The organism is Leclercia sp. (assembly GCF_036780805.1).
Taxonomy (GTDB): Bacteria; Pseudomonadota; Gammaproteobacteria; order Enterobacterales; family Enterobacteriaceae; genus Enterobacter.
Genome location: NZ_DAIQCE010000001.1, coordinates 626,892 through 652,239, shown reverse-complemented (window position 1 = coordinate 652,239; position 25,348 = coordinate 626,892). Strand labels below are relative to the sequence as shown.

25 protein-coding genes are annotated in these 25,348 nt (G+C 56.7%); 11 read left to right on the top strand and 14 right to left on the bottom strand.

The features are described from left to right. Positions 1-51: 51 nt before the first annotated feature. Positions 52-294, top strand: coding sequence for a hypothetical protein (locus V7Q49_RS03005; RefSeq protein ID WP_333849262.1), 243 nt, complete (start codon positions 52-54; stop codon positions 292-294). A gap of 42 nt (positions 295-336) precedes the next feature. Here V7Q49_RS03005 and V7Q49_RS03000 read toward each other — a convergent pair whose 3' ends face one another. Together V7Q49_RS03000 and chaB are read right to left on the bottom strand one after the other, a co-directional pair. Next, on the bottom strand, positions 337-1,032 hold the full coding sequence (locus tag V7Q49_RS03000) for a gamma-glutamylcyclotransferase (RefSeq protein ID WP_333849261.1): 696 nt from the start codon (positions 1,030-1,032) through the stop codon (positions 337-339). Positions 1,033-1,225: 193 nt separating this feature from the next. Then, complete coding sequence (gene chaB / locus V7Q49_RS02995) at positions 1,226-1,456, bottom strand: putative cation transport regulator ChaB (protein WP_166182724.1); 231 nt, start codon at positions 1,454-1,456, stop codon at positions 1,226-1,228. Between the two features lie 268 nt (positions 1,457-1,724). Between chaB and chaA the strand changes: the two genes are divergently transcribed. Further along, positions 1,725-2,825, top strand: a complete 1,101-nt coding sequence (gene chaA / locus V7Q49_RS02990; protein ID WP_333849260.1) for a sodium-potassium/proton antiporter ChaA — start codon at positions 1,725-1,727, stop codon at positions 2,823-2,825. Positions 2,826-2,973: 148 nt separating this feature from the next. Here chaA and kdsA read toward each other — a convergent pair whose 3' ends face one another. Genes kdsA through hemA form a run of 6 tightly spaced genes read right to left on the bottom strand, consistent with a single transcriptional unit; the run spans position 2,974 to position 8,277 of the window. Further along, a complete protein-coding gene (kdsA, locus tag V7Q49_RS02985; RefSeq protein WP_333849259.1) occupies positions 2,974-3,828 on the bottom strand; it encodes a 3-deoxy-8-phosphooctulonate synthase in 855 nt (284 codons plus the stop codon). Positions 3,829-3,863: 35 nt separating this feature from the next. Further along, on the bottom strand, positions 3,864-4,673 hold the full coding sequence (sirB1, locus tag V7Q49_RS02980) for an invasion regulator SirB1 (protein WP_333849258.1): 810 nt from the start codon (positions 4,671-4,673) through the stop codon (positions 3,864-3,866). A 3-nt stretch (positions 4,674-4,676) separates the two neighbouring features. Continuing rightward, positions 4,677-5,069: an invasion regulator SirB2 gene (gene sirB2, locus V7Q49_RS02975; protein WP_333849257.1), complete on the bottom strand. Its 393-nt coding sequence runs from the start codon at positions 5,067-5,069 to the stop codon at positions 4,677-4,679. Then, entirely contained in the window at positions 5,066-5,896 is an 831-nt protein-coding gene (gene prmC, locus V7Q49_RS02970; protein WP_333849256.1) for a peptide chain release factor N(5)-glutamine methyltransferase, read from the bottom strand. Before prmC ends, sirB2 begins: the two co-directional genes overlap by 4 nt. Further along, positions 5,896-6,978, bottom strand: a complete 1,083-nt coding sequence (gene prfA, locus V7Q49_RS02965; RefSeq protein ID WP_333849254.1) for a peptide chain release factor 1 — start codon at positions 6,976-6,978, stop codon at positions 5,896-5,898. The genes prmC and prfA overlap by 1 nt, the downstream gene beginning before the upstream one ends. Positions 6,979-7,020: 42 nt before the next feature. Beyond that, entirely contained in the window at positions 7,021-8,277 is a 1,257-nt protein-coding gene (gene hemA, locus V7Q49_RS02960) for a glutamyl-tRNA reductase (RefSeq protein WP_106993218.1), read from the bottom strand. 335 nt (positions 8,278-8,612) lie between these two features. On the opposite strand from hemA, the gene lolB reads away from it, so the two are divergent. The 4 genes from lolB (at position 8,613) to dauA (ending at position 12,958) form a co-directional block, all read left to right on the top strand. Further along, positions 8,613-9,224: a lipoprotein insertase outer membrane protein LolB gene (lolB, locus tag V7Q49_RS02955; RefSeq protein WP_333849253.1), complete on the top strand. Its 612-nt coding sequence runs from the start codon at positions 8,613-8,615 to the stop codon at positions 9,222-9,224. Continuing rightward, positions 9,221-10,090, top strand: coding sequence for a 4-(cytidine 5'-diphospho)-2-C-methyl-D-erythritol kinase (gene ispE / locus V7Q49_RS02950; RefSeq protein ID WP_333849252.1), 870 nt, complete (start codon positions 9,221-9,223; stop codon positions 10,088-10,090). The genes lolB and ispE overlap by 4 nt, the downstream gene beginning before the upstream one ends. Positions 10,091-10,213: 123 nt before the next feature. Then, on the top strand, positions 10,214-11,161 hold the full coding sequence (prs, locus tag V7Q49_RS02945) for a ribose-phosphate diphosphokinase (RefSeq protein WP_003856663.1): 948 nt from the start codon (positions 10,214-10,216) through the stop codon (positions 11,159-11,161). 120 nt (positions 11,162-11,281) lie between these two features. Beyond that, positions 11,282-12,958, top strand: coding sequence for a C4-dicarboxylic acid transporter DauA (gene dauA, locus V7Q49_RS02940; RefSeq protein WP_333849251.1), 1,677 nt, complete (start codon positions 11,282-11,284; stop codon positions 12,956-12,958). Here dauA and V7Q49_RS02935 read toward each other — a convergent pair. Then, positions 12,944-13,987, bottom strand: a complete 1,044-nt coding sequence (locus V7Q49_RS02935) for a MerR family transcriptional regulator (RefSeq protein ID WP_333849250.1) — start codon at positions 13,985-13,987, stop codon at positions 12,944-12,946. The two genes, dauA and V7Q49_RS02935, sit on opposite strands and share 15 nt — an antisense overlap. A gap of 120 nt (positions 13,988-14,107) precedes the next feature. Continuing rightward, positions 14,108-14,383 carry a stress-induced protein YchH gene (gene ychH / locus V7Q49_RS02930; RefSeq protein ID WP_333849249.1) on the bottom strand — a complete coding sequence of 92 codons (276 nt, stop codon included), beginning with the start codon at positions 14,381-14,383 and terminating at the stop codon, positions 14,108-14,110. 274 nt (positions 14,384-14,657) lie between these two features. On the opposite strand from ychH, the gene pth reads away from it, so the two are divergent. Both pth and ychF read left to right on the top strand, forming a co-directional pair. Then, entirely contained in the window at positions 14,658-15,242 is a 585-nt protein-coding gene (gene pth, locus V7Q49_RS02925; protein ID WP_333849247.1) for an aminoacyl-tRNA hydrolase, read from the top strand. Between the two features lie 126 nt (positions 15,243-15,368). Continuing rightward, positions 15,369-16,463 (top strand): redox-regulated ATPase YchF, encoded by a 1,095-nt coding sequence (ychF, locus tag V7Q49_RS02920; protein ID WP_032611353.1) that lies wholly within the window; start codon positions 15,369-15,371, stop codon positions 16,461-16,463. 55 nt (positions 16,464-16,518) lie between these two features. Here the strand turns inward: ychF and V7Q49_RS02915 are convergent, their stop codons facing one another. Then, the gene (locus V7Q49_RS02915; protein WP_333849245.1) at positions 16,519-17,319 is read right to left on the bottom strand and encodes a phosphate/phosphite/phosphonate ABC transporter substrate-binding protein; all 801 of its coding nucleotides are present in this window, start codon (positions 17,317-17,319) and stop codon (positions 16,519-16,521) included. Next, positions 17,312-18,271, bottom strand: coding sequence for a fatty acid desaturase (locus V7Q49_RS02910; RefSeq protein ID WP_333849244.1), 960 nt, complete (start codon positions 18,269-18,271; stop codon positions 17,312-17,314). The genes V7Q49_RS02915 and V7Q49_RS02910 overlap by 8 nt, the downstream gene beginning before the upstream one ends. A 168-nt stretch (positions 18,272-18,439) precedes the next feature. Between V7Q49_RS02910 and V7Q49_RS02905 the strand changes: the two genes are divergently transcribed. After that, the gene (locus V7Q49_RS02905; RefSeq protein ID WP_333849243.1) at positions 18,440-19,411 is read left to right on the top strand and encodes a GlxA family transcriptional regulator; all 972 of its coding nucleotides are present in this window, start codon (positions 18,440-18,442) and stop codon (positions 19,409-19,411) included. Between the two features lie 78 nt (positions 19,412-19,489). Then, a complete protein-coding gene (gene gap, locus V7Q49_RS02900) occupies positions 19,490-20,500 on the top strand; it encodes a type I glyceraldehyde-3-phosphate dehydrogenase (protein WP_333849242.1) in 1,011 nt (336 codons plus the stop codon). A gap of 82 nt (positions 20,501-20,582) precedes the next feature. Here gap and V7Q49_RS02895 read toward each other — a convergent pair whose 3' ends face one another. Together V7Q49_RS02895 and V7Q49_RS02890 are read right to left on the bottom strand one after the other, a co-directional pair. Then, a complete protein-coding gene (locus V7Q49_RS02895) occupies positions 20,583-22,643 on the bottom strand; it encodes a beta-galactosidase (protein ID WP_333849241.1) in 2,061 nt (686 codons plus the stop codon). 11 nt (positions 22,644-22,654) lie between these two features. Beyond that, the gene (locus V7Q49_RS02890; RefSeq protein ID WP_333849240.1) at positions 22,655-23,887 is read right to left on the bottom strand and encodes an oligosaccharide MFS transporter; all 1,233 of its coding nucleotides are present in this window, start codon (positions 23,885-23,887) and stop codon (positions 22,655-22,657) included. Positions 23,888-24,230: 343 nt separating this feature from the next. Between V7Q49_RS02890 and V7Q49_RS02885 the strand changes: the two genes are divergently transcribed. Continuing rightward, the gene (locus V7Q49_RS02885; RefSeq protein WP_333849239.1) at positions 24,231-25,244 is read left to right on the top strand and encodes a LacI family DNA-binding transcriptional regulator; all 1,014 of its coding nucleotides are present in this window, start codon (positions 24,231-24,233) and stop codon (positions 25,242-25,244) included. Positions 25,245-25,348: the final 104 nt, after the last annotated feature.

Below are 25,348 nucleotides of genomic sequence, written 5' to 3'. Positions count from 1 at the left end.
GTTCAGGATTAGGCGCAGGGAGAGCGTTGTTTTCAGATACGGGGTAAAAAAATGGCATTGGTAAAAGCAAGTCTGACGTTGTTTGGCGGGGATACGGTAGTGGTGCGCTGTTCAGAGCGTTGTCATATTCATCTGATGAGTAACAAAGCACCACGTAAAACGCAGGCGGATATTTTAAGCGTGCAGGACAGGGACAGCGCCTGGCTCACGGTGCCCTACACCGGCACCTGGGAGGTGCTCATCGACAGTCACAGCCAGTCGCTGGAGCACTCCATCAGCTACGTCGCTGCCTGATTAACAATCGCCCGGTAGGCTGCAAAGCCACCGGGCGTTTTTTCAGGCAAAGCTCGCGCTCAGCGGGCTATCGGGCTGGGAACCGTCCAGCAAGGCCCGCACCCGCGACACCAGCTCATTCAGACAATCATCCTGCATGCCCAGCCGGGTCAGCTCCTGATCGAGCGAGAACAGATACTGCGCGTTAGTCCCGAGCGGGCCGCTGGCCGCGGCAATCAGCGGGGCAATCACCTGCGCCCGGGTATCGGCTTCAAACAGCGGATGGCGCGGATCCATAATAAACACCAGCGCATTGACGGTGCGTCCGTCATCGAGGTCCAGCTTGCACCAGCTCGGCATATAGCAGCCGGTGATCATCTCGCGCTTCCACAGCAGGGCCAGCTCCTCTTCCAGCGTCGCATCCGGCAGGCGATAGGCCACGCCCGTGGTGCGTCCGCCCTCTTTTAGTGCAAGCATGCGTCCTGGCTGACAGGCGCTACCGCGGCCGGCGGTCAGACGCAGACAGAAGGCGCGGTGCCAGCCCGGCAGGGTGCCGGTAGCAGATTCGACAAACTCCAGCGCCGGATTCCACATCAGCGAGCCATAGCCGAAGAGCCACACCGGACCGTTGTCCGGACGGCAGGCAAGCGTTGCAGCCAGCGATGCCGCCCGCTGTTCGGCTGACCACAGCAGCGATTCTTCAATCGCACCAAAGGCCGTTTTACAGTCGGCCTTCATAAGAAAATCACGCGTTAACATATTGCACCTCCGCCACTGCCTGCTTCCCTGCCCACGCTTTTTTGAACCTTCCGGGTCTTTTTACTGCTCAATTAGAAAGCAGTACCGTGACGATATGCAATAATTTCGCCGGGTGCAACAGGACGACAGGTCAACCGCCACAAAAGTCAAAATGCAGGGTGCAAACTATTAAGCACAGGCAATCAGGCTGGCGCTATTTCTTCTTGTGCCATTTGTCATCGTCACCCTTCTCGTAGTCATTCTTCACTGCCGCCCAGGCCACGCGGTGCGCGGTCTCCTCCCGGCTGGCATCGCCCCGGCGGTCCTCTTCATCCTTGTACTGATCCCAGGCGCTGTTGAAAGCTTCTTTATAAATATCCTGCGCATGCGCCGGCAGCACGTGCTTAACGTTATCCGGTAAATCACTTTTCGATTTGTATGGCATATCAAACCCCTCTTTTTAATCAATTAATAAGTGTGGTAGACAATGCCAGAGGCTTCCAGTGAAATTGATAATCGGATAATTCTTTTGCTTAATTCACTGTTATTAAGAATATATTTATCTAAGAGTGGTCATTATGATGCTCTCAGGCAATAATCTATCTATACCGTAAAATTAAGTAAAATATCATCAGAATGTAACGCTAATCTGTTAATTTAACGTCCTCTTTTTCTAACTACTATTATAAGCACCTGCAACTCTGGAGAATCACATGACAACTGCACACGAGACGGTGAAAACCCGTCATAAGGAGACGTCTCTCATTTTCCCGGTGCTGGCCCTGGCCGTGCTGCTCTTCTGGGGAAGTAGTCAGTCACTGCCAGTGGTCATCGGCATTAATATTTTGGCACTTGTGGGTATTCTGAGCAGCGCCTTCAGCGTTGTCCGTCACGCCGACGTGCTGGCCCACCGTCTGGGAGAGCCCTACGGCTCGCTGATTTTAAGTCTTTCCGTCGTTATTCTCGAAGTAAGCCTCATTTCCGCACTGATGGCGACCGGTGACGCCGCGCCTACCCTGATGCGCGATACGCTCTACTCCATCATCATGATCGTAACCGGGGGTCTGGTCGGCTTCTCGCTGCTGCTGGGCGGGCGTAAATTCGCCACCCAGTACATGAACCTGTTTGGGATTAAGCAGTATCTGATCGCCCTCTTCCCGTTGGCGATTATCGTGCTGGTGTTCCCGATGGCGCTGCCGGGTGCCAACTTCACCACCGGTCAGGCCCTGCTGGTGGCGTTGATCTCAGCGGCAATGTACGGCGTATTCCTGCTGATCCAGACCAAAACGCACCAGAGCCTGTTCGTCTATGAACACGAAGACGAGGGTGACGATGATGACCCGCACCACGGCAAGCCGTCCGCCCACAGCAGCCTGTGGCACACCGTTTGGCTGATCGTGCATCTGATTGCGGTTATCGCGGTCACCAAGATGAATGCGGGCCCGCTGGAAACGCTGCTGACCGAGTTGAACGCGCCGGTGGCCTTTACCGGCTTCCTGGTGGCGCTGTTGATCCTCTCCCCGGAAGGGCTGGGTGCGCTGCGTGCGGTGCTGAACAATCAGGTGCAGCGCGCGATGAACCTGTTCTTTGGTTCGGTACTGGCGACCATCTCCCTGACCGTTCCGGTGGTGACGCTGATTGCCTTCCTCACCGGCAACGAGCTGGTGTTTAGCCTGGGTGCCCCGGAGATGATTGTGATGGTGGCATCGCTGCTGCTGTGCCAGATTTCGTTCTCAACCGGGCGCACCAACGTGCTTAACGGCGCGGCGCATATGGCGTTGTTTGCGGCCTATTTGATGACGATATTTGCGTGACCGTAGTTTTGCCGGGTGGCGGCTACGCCTTACCCGGCCTACAAAGACTGCCCGGTGCGGCCTGATGCCCTCTCCCACGGGGAGAGGAAGAACACATAAAAAAAGGCAACTTACGTTGCCTTTTTGCTTTTATTTCGCGGGTTTTTTATTAGTTGGACGTATCCAGCTCTTCAAAGTTCTTAACCAGGTCGTCAATGGCTTTGATCTGTTTCAGGAACGGCTCCAGCTTGTCCAACGGCAGTGCGGATGGGCCGTCGCATTTCGCGTTGGCAGGATCCGGGTGCGCTTCGATAAACAGACCTGCCAGACCGGTTGCCATACCGGCGCGCGCCAGTTCGGCAACCTGCGCACGACGGCCGCCAGAGGCTGCGCCAAACGGGTCGCGGCACTGCAGGGCGTGGGTCACATCGAAGATCACCGGCGACTGGTTAGAGACGTTCTTCATCACGCTGAAGCCCAGCATGTCGACGACCAGGTTGTCGTAACCGAAGTTAGCACCACGGTCGCACAGGATCACCTTGTCGTTACCGCCTTCGATAAATTTATCGACGATGTTCCCCATCTGGCCAGGGCTCACGAACTGCGGTTTTTTCACGTTGATCACTGCGCCGGTTTTCGCCATCGCTTCGACCAGGTCGGTCTGACGGGCGAGGAACGCTGGCAGCTGGATCACGTCGACGACGTCAGCAACAGGCTGCGCCTGGCTTGCTTCGTGGACGTCGGTGATCACTTTCACGCCAAAGGTCTGCTTCAGCTCCTGGAAAATCTTCATCCCCTCTTCCAGGCCCGGGCCACGGTAAGAGTGAATAGAGGAGCGGTTGGCTTTGTCAAAAGAGGCTTTGAACACGTACGGGATACCCAGCTTCTGGGTCACGGTCACGTAATGTTCGCAGATACGCATCGCGAGATCGCGGGATTCCAGAACGTTCATGCCGCCGAACAGCACGAACGGCAGGTCGTTCGCCACGTTGATATCGCCAATGCTAACCACTTTTTGTTTCATAGGATCGCCTTATTCAGGGTGAATCGGAGTTAAGATTAATGCAGTGTAATCTGTTTATGCGCGATGGAATTAATCTGCGCGCGGATCATCTCGCTGATCGGATCTTCCGGGCACTGCTCAACGAAATAACTCAAATCAGTCAGCGCAACGTGATCGCACTCGAGCTGGACGTAGATCAGACCGCGATCGCGGATCTCATACGGATCTTCCGGGTTAAACTGCAGCAGCACTTCACTGGCTCGCAGCGCCAGCTCCATCTGCCGCTCTTCCATCAGCGCCGATTTTAAGGTATCCAGCAGCTTACGCACCACTTCAGCGTTATCCGCTTCGTCCAGATCTTCGTTATACAGCTCCGCCATAGGGTTGATATTGCCCTTCAGCCAGACATCCAGCGTGTGATCGTCGAGGGTGTCGCCGTTGAACGGGTTAATTAACCACATTTCACCGTCAAGCCACTCGGCGCGCAGCAGCATCTGCGTCGGGAAGATGACCGGCACCAGCGGAATATCCAGGCGGTGCGCCACCCATAATAAAATAGCCCCCAGGGAGACGGCGCTGCCCTGACGGTTTTTCAGTACCTGATCGAGCCACAGCGCATCGGAGAGTCGATACACGCCACGCGTATCGCAAAAGCCCCATTCGCCGTAGAACAGCTCAATCAGTTTCTCCAGTTGCCAGTCCTGCGGGCGCGCCTGACTTATCTCTTCACGCGCCAGACTCACCAGATTCTCCAGCTCGTCGTAGACGTATTGTGAAACGAAATCATCGCGGATCATCTCTGATACTTTGATCATTCCATCGCACAACGGCACTTTGTTAAATTCGAAATCGGCCAAGGACTCCATGACTTACCCCAGTAACGGTATTCTTGTGGTGGCGAGTTTAATGATGATGTACAGCACCACCAGCCCCAGCAGAAAGGCGATAAACCCCACCTGCTGGCTGCGCGGACGATGACGTCCCAGCGCAATAAAACCCAAAACGATGTAGATGATAACGCCAAACAGCTTCTCAGTCAGCCATGCACCGTCATCGGTGAACGGCAGATAGCCTGTTACCCACATCAGCCCCGCGCCCGACGCAAAGAGTACGGTGTCGATGCAGTGCGGCAGCACCCGCACCCAGCGGGCGTTGATCAGCTGATTATTGCTGTAACGCCACCAGTAACGCAGCGCGAAAAAACTGATGGTCAGGGTGACGGCAGCCACATGCAAGGTAATCAGCACAGAGAAGCTGTTCATGGCAGTTGGCCCAGCGTCAGGCGCTCATTGCCGCCATAGTCGCGACAGGTTTCGACGCGTTCAAAACCAGCCTGCAAAAAGAGTGCCCGCACCGCTTCGCCCTGCGTCCAGCCGTGCTCCAGCAGCAGCCAGCCGCCGCTCACAAGGTGTTGACGAGACTGAGTGATGATATGGCTAAGATCGGCCAGGCCGCAATCGGCCGCAACCAGCGCGCTGCGCGGCTCGAAGCGCACGTCGCCTTCAGCGAGATGCGGGTCGGCTTCATCAATGTAGGGCGGGTTACTGACGATGGTCTCAAACTGCCGGTCGGCAAGGGCGGAGAACCAGCTGCTGTGCAGCACGGTGACGTTAGGCAGCGCCAGACGCTCAAGATTGCGCGTCGCCAGCGCCACCGCATCGGGCATGACATCCACCGCGGTGACCTGACAATCCGGGCGTTCACTGGCCAGCGCCAGGGCAATGGCCCCGGTGCCGGTGCCTAAATCGAGAATGCGCGCGGGCGTGGCGGGCAGTCGCGCAAGGGCCTGCTCCACCAGACACTCGGTGTCGGGACGGGGGATCAGGGTGGCCGCGGAGACATACAGCGGCAGCGACCAGAACTCGCGCTCGCCCACCAGGTGCGCCACCGGCTCGCCGGTTTTGCGGCGGGCCAGAAGTTCATCAAGCTGAGCCTGTTGTTCGGCGGTCAATTGCGTCTCACCAAAGGCGAGAATGTACGTGCGCGCTTTGCCCGTCACATGCTCCAGCAGGATCTCCGCATCGCGACGGGGGCTTTCACCTCCCGCCAGCTCGCGTATCGCCTGCTGTAGCCAGTGCTGAAAATCCATTAATCCTGCTCTGCCAGCGCCGCCAGCTGATCGGCCTGGTACTCCTGGACGATAGGTTCGATCAGGGAGTCCAGCTTGCCCTCCATGGTCTCATCCAGACGGTAGAGCGTCAGGTTGATGCGGTGATCGGTCACGCGGCCCTGCGGGAAGTTATAGGTGCGGTTACGGTCGCTGCGATCGCCGCTGCCCAGCAGGTTGCGACGGGTCGAGGCTTCGGCCTGCTGGCGTTTCGCCATCTCTGCGGCGTGAATACGGGCGCCCAGCACCGACAGCGCTTTGGCTTTGTTTTTGTGCTGGGAACGTTCGTCCTGGCACTCAACCACGATGCCGGTTGGCAGGTGGGTGATTCGGATTGCGGAATCGGTGGTGTTTACGTGCTGACCGCCCGCGCCGGAGGAGCGGAAGGTATCGATACGCAGATCCGCCGGGTTGATGTCCGGCAGCTCGGCTTCCGGCAGCTCGGGCATCACCGCCACGGTGCAGGCGGAGGTGTGGATACGGCCCTGGGATTCGGTAGCCGGGACGCGCTGTACGCGATGGCCGCCGGATTCAAACTTCAGGCGACCGTACACGCCGTCGCCGCTGATTTTGGCGATCACTTCTTTATAGCCACCATGTTCGCCTTCGTTGGCGCTCATGATCTCCACGCGCCAGCGGCGGGATTCAGCATAGCGGCTGTACATGCGGAACAGATCCCCGGCAAACAGGGCCGCTTCATCCCCGCCGGTTCCGGCGCGGACTTCGACAAAGGCGTTGCGTTCATCGTCGGGATCTTTCGGCAGCAGCAGCACCTGCAGCTGTTGCTCCATCTCTTCCGCGCGGACTTTAGCATCCTGCAACTCTTCCTGCGCCATCTCGCGCATTTCCGGGTCGTCGAGCATAATCTGCGCGGTTTCGATATCTTCCTGAACCTGTCGCCAGTCGGTAAAGCATTTTGAAACATCACTTAATTGTGCATACTCGCGCGACAGGGCGCGAAAACGTTCCTGGTCGGCAATGGTTGCGGCATCACCGAGCAGCGCCTGAACTTCTTCATGGCGCTCGTGCAATGCTTCCAGTTTGGCGACGATAGAGGGCTTCATAGGCGTAAGTGCACCTTATAATAATAAAATGGGTATGGCGCGCTATTCCAGCCCGAGGCTGTCGCGCAGAATATTCAGGCGTTCATCGTCCCCGTCACGGGCGGCCTGTTGAAGTGATTTGGTTGGGGCATGGATCAGGCGATTGGTCAGTTTCCATGCCAGTTCCTGCATGATGACCTGCGGATCGCCGCCCTGCTCGAGGGCCGCCATCGCTTTGGCAGTCAGTTCATTACGGACCTGTTCCGCCTGACCGCGGTACTCGCGAATGGTCTCGCTGACGCTTTGCGCGCGCAGCCAGGCCATAAATTCGCTGGTTTCCTGCTCGACGATCGTTTCAGCCTGCACCGCTGCCGCTTTACGCTGGGCAAGGTTGTGCGAAATGATGCTTTGCAGATCGTCCACGCTGTACAGATAGGCGTTCGCCAGTTTGCCGACATCGGGCTCGACATCGCGCGGAACGGCAATATCCACCAGCAGCATCGGCTGATTACGGCGGGACTTCAGGGCGCGCTCCACCATGCCTTTGCCGATGATCGGCAGCGGGCTGGCGGTAGAGCTGATGATGATATCCGCTTCGCTCAGACGGGCGTCGATGTCGCTGAGGGCAATTACTTCCGCCCCCACTTCATCCGCCAGCACCTGAGCGCGCTCGCGGGTGCGGTTGGCGATCATCATCTTTTTAACTTTGTGTTCGCGCAGGTGGCGCGCCACCAGCTCGATGGTTTCACCCGCGCCCACCAGCAGTACCGAGACCGTGGAGAGCGATTCAAAGATTTGTCGCGCCAGAGTACAGGCAGCAAAAGCAACCGAAACGGCACTGGCGCCAATATCGGTTTCGGTTCGCACTCGCTTGGCGACGGAGAAGGATTTCTGGAACATGCGTTCCAGCTCGCTGGCCTTAAGGTGGCCTTTTTGCGAATCAGCAAAGGCTTTTTTGACCTGGCCGAGGATCTGCGGCTCGCCCAGCACCAGCGAATCGAGACCGCTGGCCACGCGCATTAAATGGCTGACCGCATCGTTATCCTGATGCCAGTACAGGCTGTTGCGCAGCTCTTCTTCGTTCAGATTGTGGTACTCGCATAACCAGCGCACCAGCGCTTCGTGCAGGTTATCCTGCTCTTCAACGCTGAGATAGAGCTCAGTACGGTTGCACGTAGACAACACCACGCCCCCCTGCACCATCGGCTGGGCAAGCAGACTTTCCAGCGCCTGGTCGAGCGTGTCCGGCGAAAACGTTACACGTTCTCGCAGTGATACCGGGGCTGTTTTGTGGTTAATACCGAGTGCTAAAAGGGTCATATGAGCGGGAGTAGTACCAGCGTTAATAAGGTTAGCAGGCCGCATCATACAGGATGCGCGAGATCAATAAAAGAGACTGCCCCCTTTCGGAGTAATAGGTTATCAATTGTTATTAACCAAAATAATTCGCGTTGCAGGAAGGCGGCAAATGAGCGAATCCCCTGGAGCTTACAAAAGTAAGTGACTGGGGTGAGCGAATGCGGCCAACGCATCTGCAACGTGAAATATGAAGGTTAATTTGATGATTTAAGACAATATGAGCGTAGACGCTGCCGCTACCGGGCGCTAGCATTAAGCGATATAACTGCCACGTTTCTCAAGGATTTGTCACCATTATGACCAGACTCATTCGCCTGCTGCCCCTGGCCGCGCTGGTGCTGACCGCATGTTCCATTACGCCGCCGAAAGGGCCGGGCAAAAGCCCGGATTCGCCACAGTGGCGCCAGCACCAGCAAGAAGTGCGTGCATTAAACCAGTATCAGACCCGCGGGGCCTTTGCTTATCTGTCCGATCAGCAGAAAGTGTATGCCCGCTTCTTCTGGCAGCAGACCGGTCAGGACCGCTATCGCCTGCTGCTGCTGAACCCGCTTGGCAGCACGGAAATGGAGCTGATTGCTCAGCCTGGTAGCGCGCAGGTCACCGACAATAAAGGCAAGAAATACACCGGTACCGATGCCGAAGAGATGATTGGCAAGCTGACCGGGATGCCTATTCCGATTACCAGCCTGCGTCAGTGGATCCTTGGCCTGCCGGGCGACGCCACCGATTATAAGCTCGACGACCAGTACCGCCTGAGCGAAGTGAACTACAGCCAGAACGGTAAAAGCTGGAAAGTGGTGTACGGCGGCTACGACAGCAGCAGCAAGCCGGCCCTGCCGTCCAGCCTGGAACTGACCGAAGGCGGCCAGCGCATCAAGCTGAAAATGGATAACTGGATTGTCAAATGATGACCCACTGGCCTTCGCCCGCAAAACTGAACCTGTTTTTATACATCACCGGCCAGCGTGCTGACGGGTATCACACCCTGCAGACGCTGTTTCAGTTTGTTGACTACGGCGACACGATTTCCATTGAACTGCGCGATGATGGACAGATCCGGCTGCTGACGCCGGTCGAAGGCGTGGCCGACGAGGATAACCTGATCGTGCGCGCCGCCCGTCTGCTGATGCGCGCCGCAGAACAGTCCGGGCGTCTGCCAGCGGGCAGCGGCGCGGATATCCGCGTGGAGAAACGTCTGCCGATGGGCGGCGGGCTCGGCGGCGGATCGTCTAACGCCGCCACCGTGCTGGTGGTGCTCAATCATCTGTGGGGCTGCAGTCTCACGGTGGATGAACTGGCCGCGCTCGGGCTGACGCTCGGGGCCGACGTGCCGGTGTTTGTCCGCGGGCATGCGGCTTTTGCCGAAGGCGTGGGCGAGATCCTCTCCCCGGTGGAGCCTGCGGAAAAATGGTATCTGGTGGCCCACCCGGGGGTCAGCATTCCGACGCCGGTTATCTTTAAAGATCCGGACCTTCCGCGGGATACCCCAATAAGGTCAATAGAAACGTTATTAAACTGTGAATTCAGCAACGATTGCGAGGTTATCGCAAGAAAACGTTTTCGCGAGGTTGATGTCGCGCTTTCCTGGCTGTTAGAATACGCGCCGTCGCGCCTGACTGGCACAGGGGCCTGTGTCTTTGCTGAATTTGATACGGAATCCGCTGCACGTCAGGTGCTCGAGCTGGCTCCAGAGTGGCTGCATGGTTTCGTAGCGCGTGGTATGAACATCTCCCCGCTGCAGCAGGCCATTCTGGCGCAATCTGAGTTTCGGTGACAACGTCACCCTGTTCCAGACGTTGCATCGCGCTCTTTAATACACCGCCTGGATAGCATTCGCCTGGCCCGCACAGTTTACGGCGAACTATCCACCACTGGACGCATGCCTGAGGTTCTTCTCGTGCCTGATATGAAGCTTTTTGCTGGTAACGCCACCCCGGAACTAGCACAACGTATTGCCAACCGCCTGTACACTTCTCTTGGCGACGCCGCCGTAGGTCGCTTTAGCGATGGCGAAGTCAGCGTACAAATTAACGAAAATGTACGCGGTGGTGATATTTTCATCATCCAGTCCACCTGTGCTCCAACTAACGACAACCTGATGGAACTGGTTGTTATGGTCGATGCCCTGCGCCGTGCTTCCGCTGGCCGTATCACTGCTGTTATTCCTTACTTTGGTTATGCCCGTCAGGACCGTCGCGTCCGTTCCGCACGTGTGCCAATTACCGCAAAAGTTGTTGCTGACTTCCTCTCCAGTGTTGGCGTTGACCGCGTTCTGACGGTTGACCTGCATGCCGAGCAGATCCAGGGCTTCTTCGACGTTCCGGTTGATAACGTATTCGGCAGCCCAATCCTGCTGGAAGACATGCTGCAGCTGAACCTGGACAACCCGATTGTGGTTTCTCCGGACATCGGCGGCGTGGTTCGCGCACGCGCTATCGCCAAACTGCTTAACGATACCGACATGGCGATCATCGACAAACGTCGTCCACGCGCTAACGTTTCTCAGGTGATGCATATCATCGGTGACGTCGCTGGCCGTGACTGCGTGCTGGTTGACGACATGATCGACACCGGCGGCACTCTGTGCAAAGCCGCCGAAGCGCTGAAAGAGCGTGGTGCAAAACGCGTATTTGCTTACGCGACTCACCCGATCTTCTCCGGCAATGCAGTGAACAACCTGCGCAACTCCGTCATTGATGAAGTTGTAGTGTGTGACACCATCCCACTGAGCGACGAAATCAAAGCGCTGCCAAACGTGCGTACTTTGACCCTGTCCGGGATGCTGGCCGAAGCGATTCGTCGTATCAGCAACGAAGAATCCATCTCTGCAATGTTCGAACACTAATCGGACGCAGTCGAAAAACCCGCTACGGCGGGTTTTTTTGTCTGTGGTATTTATTTGTATGATTAATGCCTCCTTCACCTGCCATTGACATGACAGATGATGCGCACATGGATAATGATTGTGAAAAACGCTTCCTCTCATGTTCTTCCCTTCCGCGCCCTCATCGACGCCTGCTGGAAAGAGAAATATACCCTGTCACGCTTTACCCGTGACCTGATCGCCGGGATCACCGTCGGCATCATTGCCATTCCGCTGGCGATGGCGCTGGCGATTGGCAGCGGCGTGGCACCGCAGTACGGCCTGTACACCGCCGCCGTCGCCGGGATTGTGATTGCCCTGACCGGCGGGTCGCGCTTTAGCGTCTCCGGGCCAACTGCGGCTTTTGTCGTGATCCTCTATCCGGTTTCCCAGCAGTTCGGCCTCGCCGGGTTGCTGGTGGCGACCCTGATGTCCGGGGTATTTTTGATTTTGTTCGGCCTGGCGCGCTTTGGCAGGCTGATTGAGTACATTCCGCTTTCCGTCACGCTGGGCTTTACCTCGGGGATCGGCATCACCATCGGGACCATGCAGATTAAGGATTTCCTCGGCCTGCAGCTGGCCCACGTGCCGGAACATTACCTGCAAAAAGTGGGTGCGCTGGCAATGGCGCTGCCGACGGCCAACCCGGGCGATGCGGCAATCGGCGTGGTAACGCTGGGCACGCTGATCCTCTGGCCGCGGCTGGGTATCCGTCTGCCCGGGCATCTGCCCGCCCTGCTGCTGGGCTGTGCGGTGATGGGAGTGGTCAATCTGCTGGGTGGTCACGTCGCCACTATCGGCTCGCAGTTCCACTATGTGCTGGCGGATGGCTCCCAGGGTAACGGTATCCCGCAGCTTCTGCCGCAGCTGGTGCTGCCGTGGAATATGCCCGGCTCCAGCTTCACCCTGAGCTGGGATTCCCTGCGCGCCCTGCTGCCTGCCGCTTTTTCAATGGCGATGCTGGGGGCGATTGAGTCCCTGCTCTGCGCGGTGGTACTGGACGGCATGACCGGCACCAAACACAAAGCCAACAGCGAACTGGTCGGCCAGGGACTGGGGAATATCATCGCTCCGTTCTTCGGCGGGATCACCGCAACGGCGGCCATTGCCCGCTCGGCGGCGAACGTGCGCGCCGGGGCAACCTCTCCGGTCTCGGCGGTGATCCACTCGGTACTGGTGATCCTCGCCCTGCTGGTGCTGGCTCCCCTGCTGTCGTGGCTGCCGCTGTCGGCCATGGCGGCCCTGCTGCTGATGGTGGCATGGAACATGAGCGAGGCGCATAAAGTGGTGAACCTGCTGCGCCGCGCGCCAAAAGACGACATCATCGTGATGCTGATCTGCATGTCGTTGACCGTGCTGTTTGACATGGTCATTGCCATCAGCGTCGGGATTGTACTGGCCTCGCTGCTGTTTATGCGCCGCATTGCCCGGATGACCCGTCTGGCGACGGTCAACGTCACGGTGCCGGACGACGTGCTGGTGCTGCGGGTGATTGGCCCGCTGTTCTTTGCCGCCGCCGAAGGCCTGTTCAGCGATCTGGAGTCGCGCATTGCGGGGAAACGGATTGTGGTCCTGAAGTGGGATGCGGTCCCGGTGCTGGATGCAGGTGGGCTGGACGCCTTCCAGCGCTTTGTACAGCGCCTGCCGGAAGGCTGTGAACTGCGGGTGAGCAATCTCGAGTTCCAGCCCCTGCGCACCATGGCCCGCGCAGGGGTGAAGCCCATTGCGGGTCGTCTGGCGTTCTATCCGAACCGCGAGGCGGCGTTAGCGGACCTGTGACATCCGCCGCTGCATCATGATGCCAATCGCCTGCTGGAGCCACCCAAGCACAGCAGGCGTCATCCAGGTTCCCTTCATCAGATGCGGCTCCTGCTGCATCGCCTGACGGAATTTTTGCTGCGTTGCCGGGTGAGTACCCGCATAAGACTGGAACAGCTCCAGCCAGTTTTCGGCCAGCTGTTGCGCTGCGTCAGCCGCGGGATCCCACGCTTCCGACTGGGCCCGGTGCAGCTTCGCCACCAGTGGCGGCCACTCCATCATGCGATCAAAATAGTGCGTCCGGGTAAAGGCCATCTCTTCCGGCGAGAGGTAATTTTCCCAGATGATAAGCTTTGATTCGGCAAATGCCCGGGTGATGTAATCCGTCATCTCCGCCGTGATGCCCGTTTGTTCGCGCATCTGCGGCTCAACGCTGTGCATCTCGTTGAGCCGGGTCAGAAACTCCGGTTTGCCCGCCGTGTCCTGCTCGAGACGCACCATCCAGCGCGTGGCCAGCTCCCTCGCTCGGGGATCCGCCACCGCAACATTATTCTCCAGCAGGGTTTTCGCTTCCTGAACCAGCGCGGCCCAGATATCGGCCAGCGCCTCTTTGTGCTGCGCAAATGGCAGCTGCTGTAACTCTTCTTTGCTAAACCAGCGATCGTACATTTTCATCAACTCCAGAGTCTGTAGCCAGGACTCCAGATCGAGATCCTCATGGGCTTCGAGCCCAGCGCGTAAATCCACAAGCCGGTCGCGCAGCGTGGTGATGCTGCGCACCTGCTTATCCAGCAGGCGGATTTGCGCCTCGAGCAGTTCCGATAGCGAGAGTGAATCTTTCTCCAGAAAGTCCCTGATTTCAGCAAGTTCCAGCCCTGCCTTAGCCAGCGCCTGAATCATATGCAGACGCTGAACATCGGCCAGATTGTAGAGCCGGTAACCTGCCGCGCTTCTGGCAGAAGGCAGCAGCAACCCTGTTTGCTCATAGTGGTGCAAGGTGCGCACGGTGATCCCGGCGCGTTTCGCCAGTTCCCCGACCTGAATTAACATAACGGCTCCTTCTTGTGCCAGTGGCGTCACTCTGGAGCCTTACGTTACGTGAGGGTCAATACGTGATGCAAAAAAAACGACTCCAGAGGGAGTCGTTGCGGTGTTCATTGGTTTAGCACGTTAACTGTGCTTATGCTGATCGCGACGGCAGCGCTTATCGTAGTGACGCACCCACCAGTATCTGTCGCAGACCTGCTCATGACCGCTGACGCGGGCACCCGCCAGCCACAATACAGCACCCAGGAAGATGCTCAGCACTGCACCATGTGCAAAGTATTGCGGCAGGTCAAGTTGCGGCAGCTGGTTTAAAATGGAATAACCGACACCGACAACCATGACCGTCAATCCCAACCCCATCAGCACGTTACCGAGTAACGAAGCGTTTCTGCGTTTCATATGTCACCTCCGGAACTTTGGGTTGCAGGGAAATAATCTCCCTAATCCTTGTGTGTAAAGTATAGACAACACCCCTTTTGCTGATTGCGTGAGGGATCACATTTACGCACATCGGTGCAACAAAACTTTACAAATAAGCCTTTGAGTAGCATGAAATTCTAATGATTCAGGTGCGGTATTATTCAGATTCAGCGTGACGGCGCGCAGAATTTTGTCAAGCGACGCGGCAGACAGTACACTACGCGCCAGACTTAGCACTTTCAGGAACAAAAACGTGACGATTAAACTGATTGTCGGCCTGGCCAACCCCGGCGCGGAATATGCGGCCACCCGCCATAATGCGGGCGCCTGGTATGTTGATCTGCTGGCCGAGCGGTTGCGCGCTCCCCTGCGCGAGGAACCGAAATTCTTCGGCTATACCTCACGCGTGAACCTGGCCGGAGCCGATGTGCGTCTGCTGGTACCGACCACGTTTATGAACTTAAGCGGCAAAGCCGTTGCCGCGCTGGCCACCTTCTACCGAATCAATCCGGATGAGATCCTGGTAGCGCACGACGAACTGGATCTGCCGCCGGGGGTGGCAAAATTCAAACTCGGCGGCGGTCACGGCGGGCATAACGGCCTCAAAGACATCATCAGCAAACTGGGCAATAACCCCAATTTTCACCGTTTGCGCGTCGGTATCGGTCATCCGGGCGATAAAAACAAAGTTGTCGGCTTTGTCCTCGGTAAGCCCCCGGTTTCGGAACAGAAGCTGATCGACGAAGCGGTTGACGAAGCGGTGCGTTGCACCGAAATCTGGCTGCAGGATGGCTTAACCAAAGCGACTAACCGTCTGCACGCTTTCAAAGCGCAATAAGCGGCGCGAGACGCCTTTTTTGCCCCGCAGCCTGCGGGTTACGTGTATAATAGGCAAAGTTATTTACTTTTCTTCGACTCGTTAATGTTAACGTGTTGAATATCAAGACATTAAGGTGATTCAGAAATGGGATTCAAATGCGGTATCGTTGGTCTGCCTAACGTTGGCAAATCCACCCTGTTTAACGCGCTGACTAAAGCGGGCATCGAAGCAGCTAACTTCCCGTTCTGCACCATCGAGCCAAACACCGGTGTCGTGCCAATGCCCGATCCGCGTCTGGACCAGCTCGCGGAGATCGTTAAGCCGCAGCGCATTCTGCCAACCACCATGGAGTTCGTGGACATCGCCGGTCTGGTAAAAGGCGCGTCCAAAGGTGAAGGCCTGGGCAACCAGTTCCTGACCAACATCCGTGAAACCGAAGCCATCGGCCACGTTGTCCGTTGCTTTGAAAACGACAACATCATCCACGTGAACAACAAAGTGGATCCGGCTGACGATATCGAAGTGATCAACACCGAGCTGGCGCTGTCTGACCTCGACACCTGCGAGCGCGCTCTGCACCGCGTGCAGAAGAAAGCCAAAGGCGGCGATAAAGACGCGAAAGCGGAACAGGCTGCGCTGGAAAAATGTCTGCCACAGCTGGAAAACGCCGGCATGCTGCGCGCGCTGAAAAACCTGACCGAAGAAGACAAAGCGGCGATCAAATACCTGAGCTTCCTGACCCTGAAGCCAACCATGTACATCGCTAACGTCAACGAAGACGGTTTTGAAAACAACCCATACCTCGACAAAGTGCGCGAAATCGCCGCGGCCGAAGGTTCTGTAGTGGTTGCTGTCTGTGCCGCAGTGGAATCTGATATCGCCGAGCTGGACGATGCCGACCGTGAAGAGTTCATGGCCGAGCTGGGTCTGGAAGAGCCTGGTCTGAACCGCGTGATCCGCGCCGGTTACGAACTGCTGAACCTGCAGACCTACTTCACCGCTGGCGTGAAAGAAGTGCGTGCATGGACCATCCCTGTTGGCGCGACCGCTCCACAGGCGGCGGGTAAGATCCACACCGACTTCGAGAAAGGCTTTATCCGTGCGCAGACCATCGCCTTTGAAGACTTCATCACCTACAAGGGTGAGCAAGGCGCGAAAGAAGCGGGCAAGATGCGTGCTGAAGGGAAAGACTACATCGTTAAAGATGGCGATGTGATGAACTTCCTGTTTAACGTCTAATCGCTACTAAACAGACAAAAAATCCACGCGCTTGCGTGGATTTTTTTTATGACACTCAAAGCTGATGCAAACCTGCCTCTGCGGCCTCCTGGCGCCAGTCCAGCAATACCTGGTAAGACTGGCGCGTTGCTTCGCTGAACCCGCCAATAAACAGAGCCGAACAGATCTCCCGGTATTGCGGAGCGCTCACCAGCACCTTAAGCGCGGCGCGTATCGCCTGTAGCGTTTCTGGTGAGGTACTGGCGGCGGTAATCAACGGGAGTCCCGGCGCCAGTGGGCTGCGGTCGATTACCACCAGCCCCGAAAGCAGCTCAGGCTCATGCCTCTGCAGCAGAGCCCAGGTCACACAGTCGATGGCCGCGATATCACCCTCACCGCGCCGGAGATCGATTAACGACTGGCGATGACTACCGCTGAAGGTCACGCCGGAGAAAAAACGCCCCTGCTCCGCCAGGGGAGCAACCATTTTCAGCAGCACGTTGTAGCCGGACTGCGAATCCGGGGCATTACATACCACCCGCCGACCGCGAAAATCGGCCAGCGTGTTATCGCTATCCTGCGCCCGCACCACCAACAGGCTGCGGTAGTTTCGCCCCTCGCAGCCCGGCGCGGTGTAGTGGAAACAGCCGACAACCTGCACATCCGGCAATTGTGTCACCAGTGGAAAGCCGCAGGTCTGGCTCAGAACGAGGCCGGGATGTCGCCAGTGCGCCAGCAGCGCTTCTCCGACAAACGAGGGGCTCAGGCTGCCCGCCGCCACGCCGCCGTCAGCCAGCAGCCGTTGCACCGCCCGCCACAGCGCCCCAGTGTCCGCGCGGTTAATGTTATACATGGGAAATGCCAACGCCTCACTCATGACCTTCACCTCTGGCAATGCCAGGATGTACCGTAACATCCACCGGCGTGCGCCAGAAATGCCGCAGCCATTGGCCATAGCCCTGCACCACAAAGCCCTGGTTTCGCTGCTGGTACGCCTCACGATTTTGTCGGTAGAGGGTCTTCAGACCGTACCAGGGTACGCCGGGGAGATCGTGATGCACTGAATGGTAGTTGAGATTTAAAAACAGCACCTGCCAGAACACCCCGGCCTCGTTAATCACCGAGCGCGCCAGCGGATCATCCGCCGCCCGGTGCTCCAGGAACGAGCGCACTTTGGTCAGGGCCAGCGCCGGGTAGCTCACCGCCAGCACAAACCAGAGCGGCGAAAACCCTCGCTGCGCCATCCAGAAAAACAGCCCGGCGAGCAGTGCGCCGTGAACCAGCCACATCGTCATCGCCGCATACTCCAGGCGGCGAAATGCCATCAGCGCGCTGCCGAGCGTCTGCACGATATCCAGCAGCGGCGACAATATCAGCCGGCCGACAAAGGTATTACGCGCCCGGATCGCACGTTTGCGCCACGGAGAGAAGCGTGCCCAGCTCGCCCCGGAAAGGTAATACGATTCCGGATCGTCCACCGGCACGGTAAGACTCTCGTGTCGGTGGTGCGCCAGATGGGAATCCCGGTACAGGCCGTAGGGATACCAGACCGCCAGCGGCAAGGTGCCAAACAGCTGGTTAAGCCAGGGGAAACGCGTGGGATGACCGTGGATCAGCTCATGCTGAAGCGACATGTACCAGGTGCTAAATCCGATCAGTAACAGGGTAGCGGGAATGAGGCCGAGCCTGTGCCAGTACGCCAGCGTGATAAACCAGCCGCCGTAAATCACGACGATTAACAGCCAGGTCGGCAATTCGCTGCGCCACAGCAGGCTGGCCGAAAGGCGACGGATCTGCTCGCGCTGGTCTGAGTGTAAGTAGAGGGCCATTCCTTCCGACGCCGTTTCCTTCAGGGACAAGATGGTGTGACCATCCGGGATAACGCCTGGAATGACAACGAACTTAAATCGCAATGCTTTGCCACAAATAGCACACGGCAAGCCAGCACTGACGAAAGTAAACTTGACTTATTATGTATTGAAGGTACTTTTCAGGACATGAAGAAGATCCTGATTATCGTTCCTGATGGCGGTATGTTGTTTGAGGCCGCAGGCATTGCCGACATTCTGACGCAGGCCAACCAGCTGCGCCCGGAAGGCCCCTGCTACCGGATTATTATCGCCACAACCCAGCCCCACCAGGTGATCCACGGTCAGTCCGGCCTGAACCTGCTGGCCGACTACCGCCTGCCGGAGCTGGATCCGCGCGAGCCGCTCGACACCATCATCATCACCGGACGCGGGCTCAACGAGCAGGAGAGCACGGCGGTTGTCGACTGGCTGCATCTCGCCGCTCCGCACGCGCAGCGCATTGCCTCGGTCTGCGGAGGCGCGCTGCTTCTGGCGCAGGCTGGAGTGCTGGATGGCCGCCGGGCAACTACCCACTGGCGGCTGCTGGAAACCCTGCAAAGCCGCTGGCCGCAGGTGAAGGTTGAAAGCGGCCCGCTCTATATTCAGGACGGCCCGGTCTGGACATCCGGCGGCGTCAGCACCGGGTTCGACCTGACGCTGGCGCTGGTTGAGGAGGATTACGGCTTTAGCCTCGCCCGTGACGTCGCACAGGACATGGTGATGTATCTGCGCCGCCCCGGCGGACAGCTGCAATTTAGCCGCTATCATTTGCCGCAGCCCGGCAGCTCCGGTCCGATCGCAGAGCTGCAAAACTGGATCCTGCAAAACCTTACTGCGGATCTGTGCGTGGAAAAGCTGGCGGAAAAAGCCGCGATGAGTCCGCGCAATTTTACCCGCGTCTTCACCCGCGAAACCGGCGCATCCCCTGCCCGCTACGTCACCGAGGCGCGTCTGGCCGCGGCGCGACATCTGCTGGAGCAAACCGCTGAGCCGCTGGAGCGCATCGCGGAACAGAGCGGGTTTGGCAGCAGCATCAATCTGCGCCGGGTATTCGAAAAACAGCTCCACCTGACCCCCGGCGAGTACCGCCAGCGTTTTCACAGTCGCAAAATGGCTTAATGTGATCCTTTTTTGTCATTTACGCCATTGCACCTGCCGCCTACAGTGACTCCAGAGATCACAGAAAAGGAGTCAATCATGGTTAAGGTCGGTATTAATGGTTTCGGCAGGATCGGACGTAATTTCTTACGCGCCGCGCTGGGCAACCCGGATATTCATATAGCAGCGATTAACGATCTAACGGACAGTAAAACCCTGGCCCATTTACTGAAATACGACTCCCTGCTCGGCACCCTGCCGGCAGCCGTCGAAGCCGGTGAAGGCGTGCTTCAGGTGGATGGTCAGCGCATCGCCGTATTTAGCGAACGCGACCCGGCAAACATCCGCTGGGCTGAGGCGGGAGTGGATGTGGTTATTGAGGCCACGGGCTTTTTTACCGAGCGCGAGAAGGCGGCGGTCCATATTCACAGCGGCGGCGCAAAGCGCGTCATCATCTCCGCGCCGGGTAAAAACGACGACCTGACGGTGGTGATGGGGGTTAACGATACCCTGTACGATCCGGCGCAACATTTCGTGGTCAGTAACGGCAGTTGCACCACCAACGGACTGGCACCCGCGGCGCAGGTACTGCACCAGCAGTTTGGCATTGAGCACGGACTGATGAACACCACCCACGCCTATACCAACAGCCAGGCGTTGCACGACCAGCCGGAAAAAGATCTGCGCGGCGCGCGTGCGGCGGCCCTGTCGATTGTGCCCTACTCCAGTGGGGCGGCGAAGGCGCTGGGGAAAGTCATTCCTGAGCTGGATGGTCGGCTGACGGGCTATTCGCTTCGCGTGCCGGTGCCGGTGGTTTCCATCGTCGATTTGACCGTTACGCTGAGCCGGGAAGTCACCCCCGAAGAGGTGAACAACGCCTTTCGCAGCGCGGCGGCGAGCGGGCCGCTGAAGGGGATCCTGGGATACAGCGATGAGCCGTTGGTCTCCAGCGATTACCAGGGCGATCCGCGCTCCTCAATTATTGATGGACTGTCCACTCTGGTGATTGGCGGCAGGATGGTGAAGATCCTCGCCTGGTATGACAACGAGTGGGGATTCTCGAATCGGCTGGTGGATCTGGCGCTGCTGATGGATCGCAAAGGCGTGTAATCGTCTCTATTGGCTGACACACCTGCAGCCCCACTAAAAATCCACGCCAGTGCGTGGATTTTTTTGATCAAGGGATAGCAGATTATTTGTTTCCCGTTAAAAACACCTCCACGCCATACGCAGGAAGCGGATAATGATGCCCCCTGAGTACCTCGCCGTGGAGTAACGGTTTTAGCTCCCGGCTTTCTTCTGCCAAATCAAGCGTGACGGCCCGATCGCTATAGTTCTGCACAAAAACATACGCCTGGCCTTCGCTCTGCCTTGCTGATGCGACGACACCTTCCGGCAGTTGCATAGAAGTGCAGGCGGTAACACCATGCTGATGTGCAATCGCCTGGTAAAAATCCCGCAGAAAATCAACGCCGGTTCTGGCCGCCAGATAGTAGGCCTGCCCTTTGCCATAGAGGTTACGGGTTAACGCTGGCCTGCCCGCGTAAAAATCCTCCTGATAAACACCCAGCACCTCAGCCGTTTCCGCATGGATCACATCACAGAGTTCCCGGCATTCATAATCCCGTACCGGGCGATCCCAGATGGACGATGTGATGCTTATTTGATTCGTTTCGCCGTCGTACAGACCGTCAATCTCTTCCGACCAGATCCCCAGAACGTTGCGCAAAGGCCCGGGGAAACCGGTGGTAAAGCACAGGTCATCCGGGTTGACGATCCCCGTCCAGTAGGTCGCAATAAACACCCCGCCAGCCGCCACGAACTGATTAACGCGTTCGGCAAAAGCGTCATTCACCATATAGAGCATCGGCGCGACAACCACCCGGTAACGGCTGAGATCGGCGTGTTGGGAAACGATATCCACCGGGATACTCTGCTGCCAGAGCGCCTGATAGTGCTGCTGCACCGTCTCTTCAAACTTAATGCCACAGTTGCGTGGCCCGGCAGCATCGTTAACCGCCCAGCGGTTATCCCAGTCATAGACCATCGCCACCTCAGCCCGATAATCCGCGCCCGCCGCAGGTGCCAGTTTTTCCAGCACCGCCCCGACCTGCTTTACGTCCTGCCCGACGCGGGTATTGATGTGGCCGACATGATCCACAACCGCACCGTGTAATTTTTCGATCGAGCCGCGGCTTTTTCGCCACTGGAAATATTGCACCGAGTCGGAACCGTGGGCCACCGCCTGCAGAGCCGACAGCAGGTGCATCCCCGGTCGTTTCAGCTTGCTGACAGCCTGCCAGTTCGTCGTCCCGGGCGTAGACTCCATCAGCAGGAACGGCTGTCCATGTTTCAGGCTGCGCATCAGGTCAAACGTGAAAGCCGTGTACGCGGCGATATCCTGCTGCTGTTGAGGTTTATGCCACTCCGGATAGCTGTCCCAGGAGATGAAATCCACCTCCTGCGCCAGCCGCCAGTAGTCGTAATCACTGAACACGCCGTGGAAGTTAGTGGTCGCCGGTAACGCAGGATTGAAGGCTTTCACCGCCTGAATTTCATGGCGGCAAAACAGCGCCACCTGCTCACTCATAAAGCGTCGCCAGTCGATATTCAGCCCATGAACCGACTGTTCGCCCAGAGGTCCCGGCGAATGGATCTGGCTCCAGCTTGAATATTCATGACTCCAGAATGAACTCCACCAGCGCTGGTTCAGGTTCTCTAAGGTTTGATACTTCTGCTTCAGCCAGTGGCGAAATGCCTGCTGGCAGATTTCACAGTGGCAGTCGCCGCCATACTCATTGGAGATATGCCAGGCCAGGACGCCTGGATGATGCGCATAACGTTTCGCCAGCTGCGCGTTAATTTTCCCGGTCAGGCGTAAATATTCAGGAGATGATATACAGTGATTATGTCGTTCCCCGTGCAGATTTTTGGTCAGATCTTTATTGGTTCGCAGCACCTGCGGATATTTTTCTGATACCCAGGCGGGCCTTGCACCACTCGGTGTTGCCAGGAAGACATAAATCCCATTGGCATAAAGGGTATCCAGAATGCTGTCCAGCCAGCCAAACTGATATTCGCCTTCTGCGGGCTCAAGTTTGGACCAGCTAAATATGCCCACCGACATCACATTGCATTTGGTCTCTTTCATCATCGCGATATCTTTCTCAAGAATATCGGGCTGAGTGAGCCACTGGTCGGGATTATAATCCGCACCGTGTAAAAAATTGAGTTGTGTAAATAACTTGCTCATCACCTTCTCCTTTATGCTAAAGACTCTCTCTCTGGAGAAAGCGTAATCACCTTGTCTTTTTTGTTTCGCAGCGAAAAGACCGAGAACAGCGTAAAGAGTCCTGAAACAACGCCCAGAATAATATAGGTATTGGCAAACCCTATCGTGTCGTATAAATGCCCTACCACCGGGGAGTAGACCGTCGTCGCTATGGATGCTGCAAACAGCACCAGTAAATAGATTGTGGAGGACAACTTATGGTCAAAATTCTGCGCAATAAACTTAAAGACGGAGATCAGAATTAACGGTTTTTCAATGGCGTGCATCATTTTCACTGCGGCGATCCATACCGGGCCCAGCGGCACCGCCGACCCCAGAATACGTACCGACATAATCGTTCCGGCAATCACCAGCGCCCACTTCGCGCCGACGCGGTTAACAAACCACGGCATCAGCCCCAGGAATAAGGTTTCGCCACACACCTGAATCGATGCCAGGGTGCCGTACCATTTATTCCCTTCGTCAACGCTCGGGAACTGTAATGAGAAGTACTGGGCAAACTGCTGGTCGTAAGTGTCATAGATTTGCGTGACGAACAGCGTAAAGATAATCAACATCCAGAACTGCTTGTCTTTCATTAACTCAAAAACATGCCCGGCTTTTAATGAAGAGGTCATTTTTTCCTCTTCCAGCGTGACGGTAATTTTGGTCAGCATAAAGCAGACCGCCGCTAACACGATGGCAATACTGGCCAGCCAGAACGAGAGGTTTGGGTTATCGTTAATATTGCGCCCGACAATATACGCTGCGGCCGCCCAACCCAGGGAGCCCCACATTCTCACCCGTCCATATTCGAAAGCATAACGGCGCGATATTTTGTCGATATAGGAATCAATGACACCACACCCGGAGTTAAAAATTACCCCCAGATAGATACCGCCCAGAATCGCACCCAGCCAGAATGAGCTCACCAGCAAGGGGGCATAGACATAAATAAAGAACGGTCCGACCGGCAGCAGCAGCGCAATAATTAAAAAGATGAGCGACTTTTTGGTACCAAATTTATCGGAAATAAAACCAAAGAACGGCTGCATGGTCAGGGCAATAAAGGCGTTTATCGCATATAACCACCCGGTTTGGGTGGCGCTGATCCCTAAATGCTGTGTCGTCCAGATAACAAAAAAGGCCATCGTCGACGACCAGGCAAACAGGTAGAGAAAATCAAAAATGCTTAAAAGGACGTAGTTCCTTTTACCGGTAACCATATTTTTCTTCCTCAAGAAGGAACAGGATCGGTGCTTCGCTGAAGGCTCAGTGAGTAGCGTTCTTTTGGGTCCTGTCAGTGCTGATATGCAGCGCGCGTTATCGTCACCAACAAAATGTACGACGTTCACATCAATGTGTTACATACAATACCTGACAAAAGTCGCGAACAACTCCCCTTGATGAAAACTGCAAGCGATATCACAGAACGCAATTTTAAAAGCGCCAAAAGGTGAGCAATATCACCAAATTGCGCCATGTGAACGTATGACATTTTGATATAATGTCTGCTCGAGGCGGTGATGAAACGCGTATTTTTAGTCACGAGATAAGAAAGGATTGAGGGTGAATAAAAACAGAAATGCGACGCTGGAAGATGTCGCTCGCCAGGCGGGTGTCTCCTATCAGACGGTGTCCCGGGTACTCAATAAATCGGTAAACGTGGCTGAAAAAACGCGGATTCGTGTCGAGCAGGCGATTGAAGATCTGCGCTACGTTCCTAACCGCCTGGCGCAACAGCTGGTCGGGAAACGCACCCAGACGCTGGGGTTAGTGACCACCTCCCTCGCGCTGCATGCGCCATCGCAAATCGCCGCCTCCGTGAAAAAGCACGCCCGCGAAGCGGGATACCAGGTTCTGATTTCGATGATTGATGAAGCAGACCCCGCCGCCATTCAGCAGTCCATCAATGATTTTAAATCTCAGTTTATCGACAAAATTTTAATAAACGTCCCGCTGGAAACGCCCCCTGCCCGGGAGCTGGCCGAACAGAACACCGATGTCACCTGCCTGTTTCTCGACGTCGCCCCGGATAGCGGGGTGTTTCACGTCATCTTCGATCCGGCAAACGGCACTCAGGAGAGCGTTAAACGCTTATGTGAACTGGGGCATCACAACATTGCCCTGATGCCGGGGCCGCAGAACTCTGTTGCGGCCAAATTGCGCCTGGAAAACTGGTTAACCAGCCTGGCGGCATTCGGCAAAACGCCCGCGACCGTGATCTTCGGCACCTGGGATGCCCAAAGCGGTCACGACGGGGCGCAACAGCTTATCGACAATAAGATTGAATTCAGCGCCCTGCTGGTGGGCAACGACCAGATGGCACTGGGCGCACTGAGCGCACTGAATAAGGCGGGCATCGCGGTACCCCGGCAGGTTTCCATCATTGGTTACGATGACAGTTATGAAAGCGCCTTCTTTATTCCTTCGCTCACCACCGTGCGGCTTGATTTAGACGCCCAGGGTAAAGAGGCGGTGACCCGAGTGCTCGCGGCGACCGAAGAGAGTGTGCCTGACAATTGTATTTTGCCTGCAGAGTTTATCTTGCGTGATTCGATTGAATTGATGTCGCAGGTATAAATGAGACTGTGTAAGCAGCATGCCAGGATTCTGCACTCATCTGCGCAGACTGATGCTGACAATGGTAAGGCTACCAACAAGATGCAGAGAGCATTCCTGGAAGC

Excerpts from the sequence above, each read along its gene's own strand:
- prfA (WP_333849254.1), bottom strand. The coding sequence starts at position 6,978 with ATGAAGCCCTCTATCGTCGCCAAACTGGAAGCATTGCACGAGCGCCAT.
- sirB2 (WP_333849257.1), bottom strand. The coding sequence starts at position 5,069 with ATGAACAGCTTCTCTGTGCTGATTACCTTGCATGTGGCTGCCGTCACC.
- sirB1 (WP_333849258.1), bottom strand. The coding sequence starts at position 4,673 with ATGGAGTCCTTGGCCGATTTCGAATTTAACAAAGTGCCGTTGTGCGAT.
- V7Q49_RS02935 (WP_333849250.1), bottom strand. The coding sequence starts at position 13,987 with ATGTTAATTCAGGTCGGGGAACTGGCGAAACGCGCCGGGATCACCGTG.
- V7Q49_RS03005 (WP_333849262.1), top strand. The coding sequence starts at position 52 with ATGGCATTGGTAAAAGCAAGTCTGACGTTGTTTGGCGGGGATACGGTA.
- V7Q49_RS02905 (WP_333849243.1), top strand. The coding sequence starts at position 18,440 with ATGAAGAAGATCCTGATTATCGTTCCTGATGGCGGTATGTTGTTTGAG.
- gap (WP_333849242.1), top strand. The coding sequence starts at position 19,490 with ATGGTTAAGGTCGGTATTAATGGTTTCGGCAGGATCGGACGTAATTTC.
- hemA (WP_106993218.1), bottom strand. The coding sequence starts at position 8,277 with ATGACCCTTTTAGCACTCGGTATTAACCACAAAACAGCCCCGGTATCA.
- prmC (WP_333849256.1), bottom strand. The coding sequence starts at position 5,896 with ATGGATTTTCAGCACTGGCTACAGCAGGCGATACGCGAGCTGGCGGGA.
- lolB (WP_333849253.1), top strand. The coding sequence starts at position 8,613 with ATGACCAGACTCATTCGCCTGCTGCCCCTGGCCGCGCTGGTGCTGACC.
- kdsA (WP_333849259.1), bottom strand. The coding sequence starts at position 3,828 with ATGAAACAAAAAGTGGTTAGCATTGGCGATATCAACGTGGCGAACGAC.
- ychH (WP_333849249.1), bottom strand. The coding sequence starts at position 14,383 with ATGAAACGCAGAAACGCTTCGTTACTCGGTAACGTGCTGATGGGGTTG.
- V7Q49_RS03000 (WP_333849261.1), bottom strand. The coding sequence starts at position 1,032 with ATGTTAACGCGTGATTTTCTTATGAAGGCCGACTGTAAAACGGCCTTT.
- ispE (WP_333849252.1), top strand. The coding sequence starts at position 9,221 with ATGATGACCCACTGGCCTTCGCCCGCAAAACTGAACCTGTTTTTATAC.
- chaB (WP_166182724.1), bottom strand. The coding sequence starts at position 1,456 with ATGCCATACAAATCGAAAAGTGATTTACCGGATAACGTTAAGCACGTG.
- V7Q49_RS02890 (WP_333849240.1), bottom strand. The coding sequence starts at position 23,887 with ATGGTTACCGGTAAAAGGAACTACGTCCTTTTAAGCATTTTTGATTTT.
- ychF (WP_032611353.1), top strand. The coding sequence starts at position 15,369 with ATGGGATTCAAATGCGGTATCGTTGGTCTGCCTAACGTTGGCAAATCC.
- V7Q49_RS02895 (WP_333849241.1), bottom strand. The coding sequence starts at position 22,643 with ATGAGCAAGTTATTTACACAACTCAATTTTTTACACGGTGCGGATTAT.
- chaA (WP_333849260.1), top strand. The coding sequence starts at position 1,725 with ATGACAACTGCACACGAGACGGTGAAAACCCGTCATAAGGAGACGTCT.
- V7Q49_RS02915 (WP_333849245.1), bottom strand. The coding sequence starts at position 17,319 with ATGAGTGAGGCGTTGGCATTTCCCATGTATAACATTAACCGCGCGGAC.
- V7Q49_RS02910 (WP_333849244.1), bottom strand. The coding sequence starts at position 18,271 with ATGGCCCTCTACTTACACTCAGACCAGCGCGAGCAGATCCGTCGCCTT.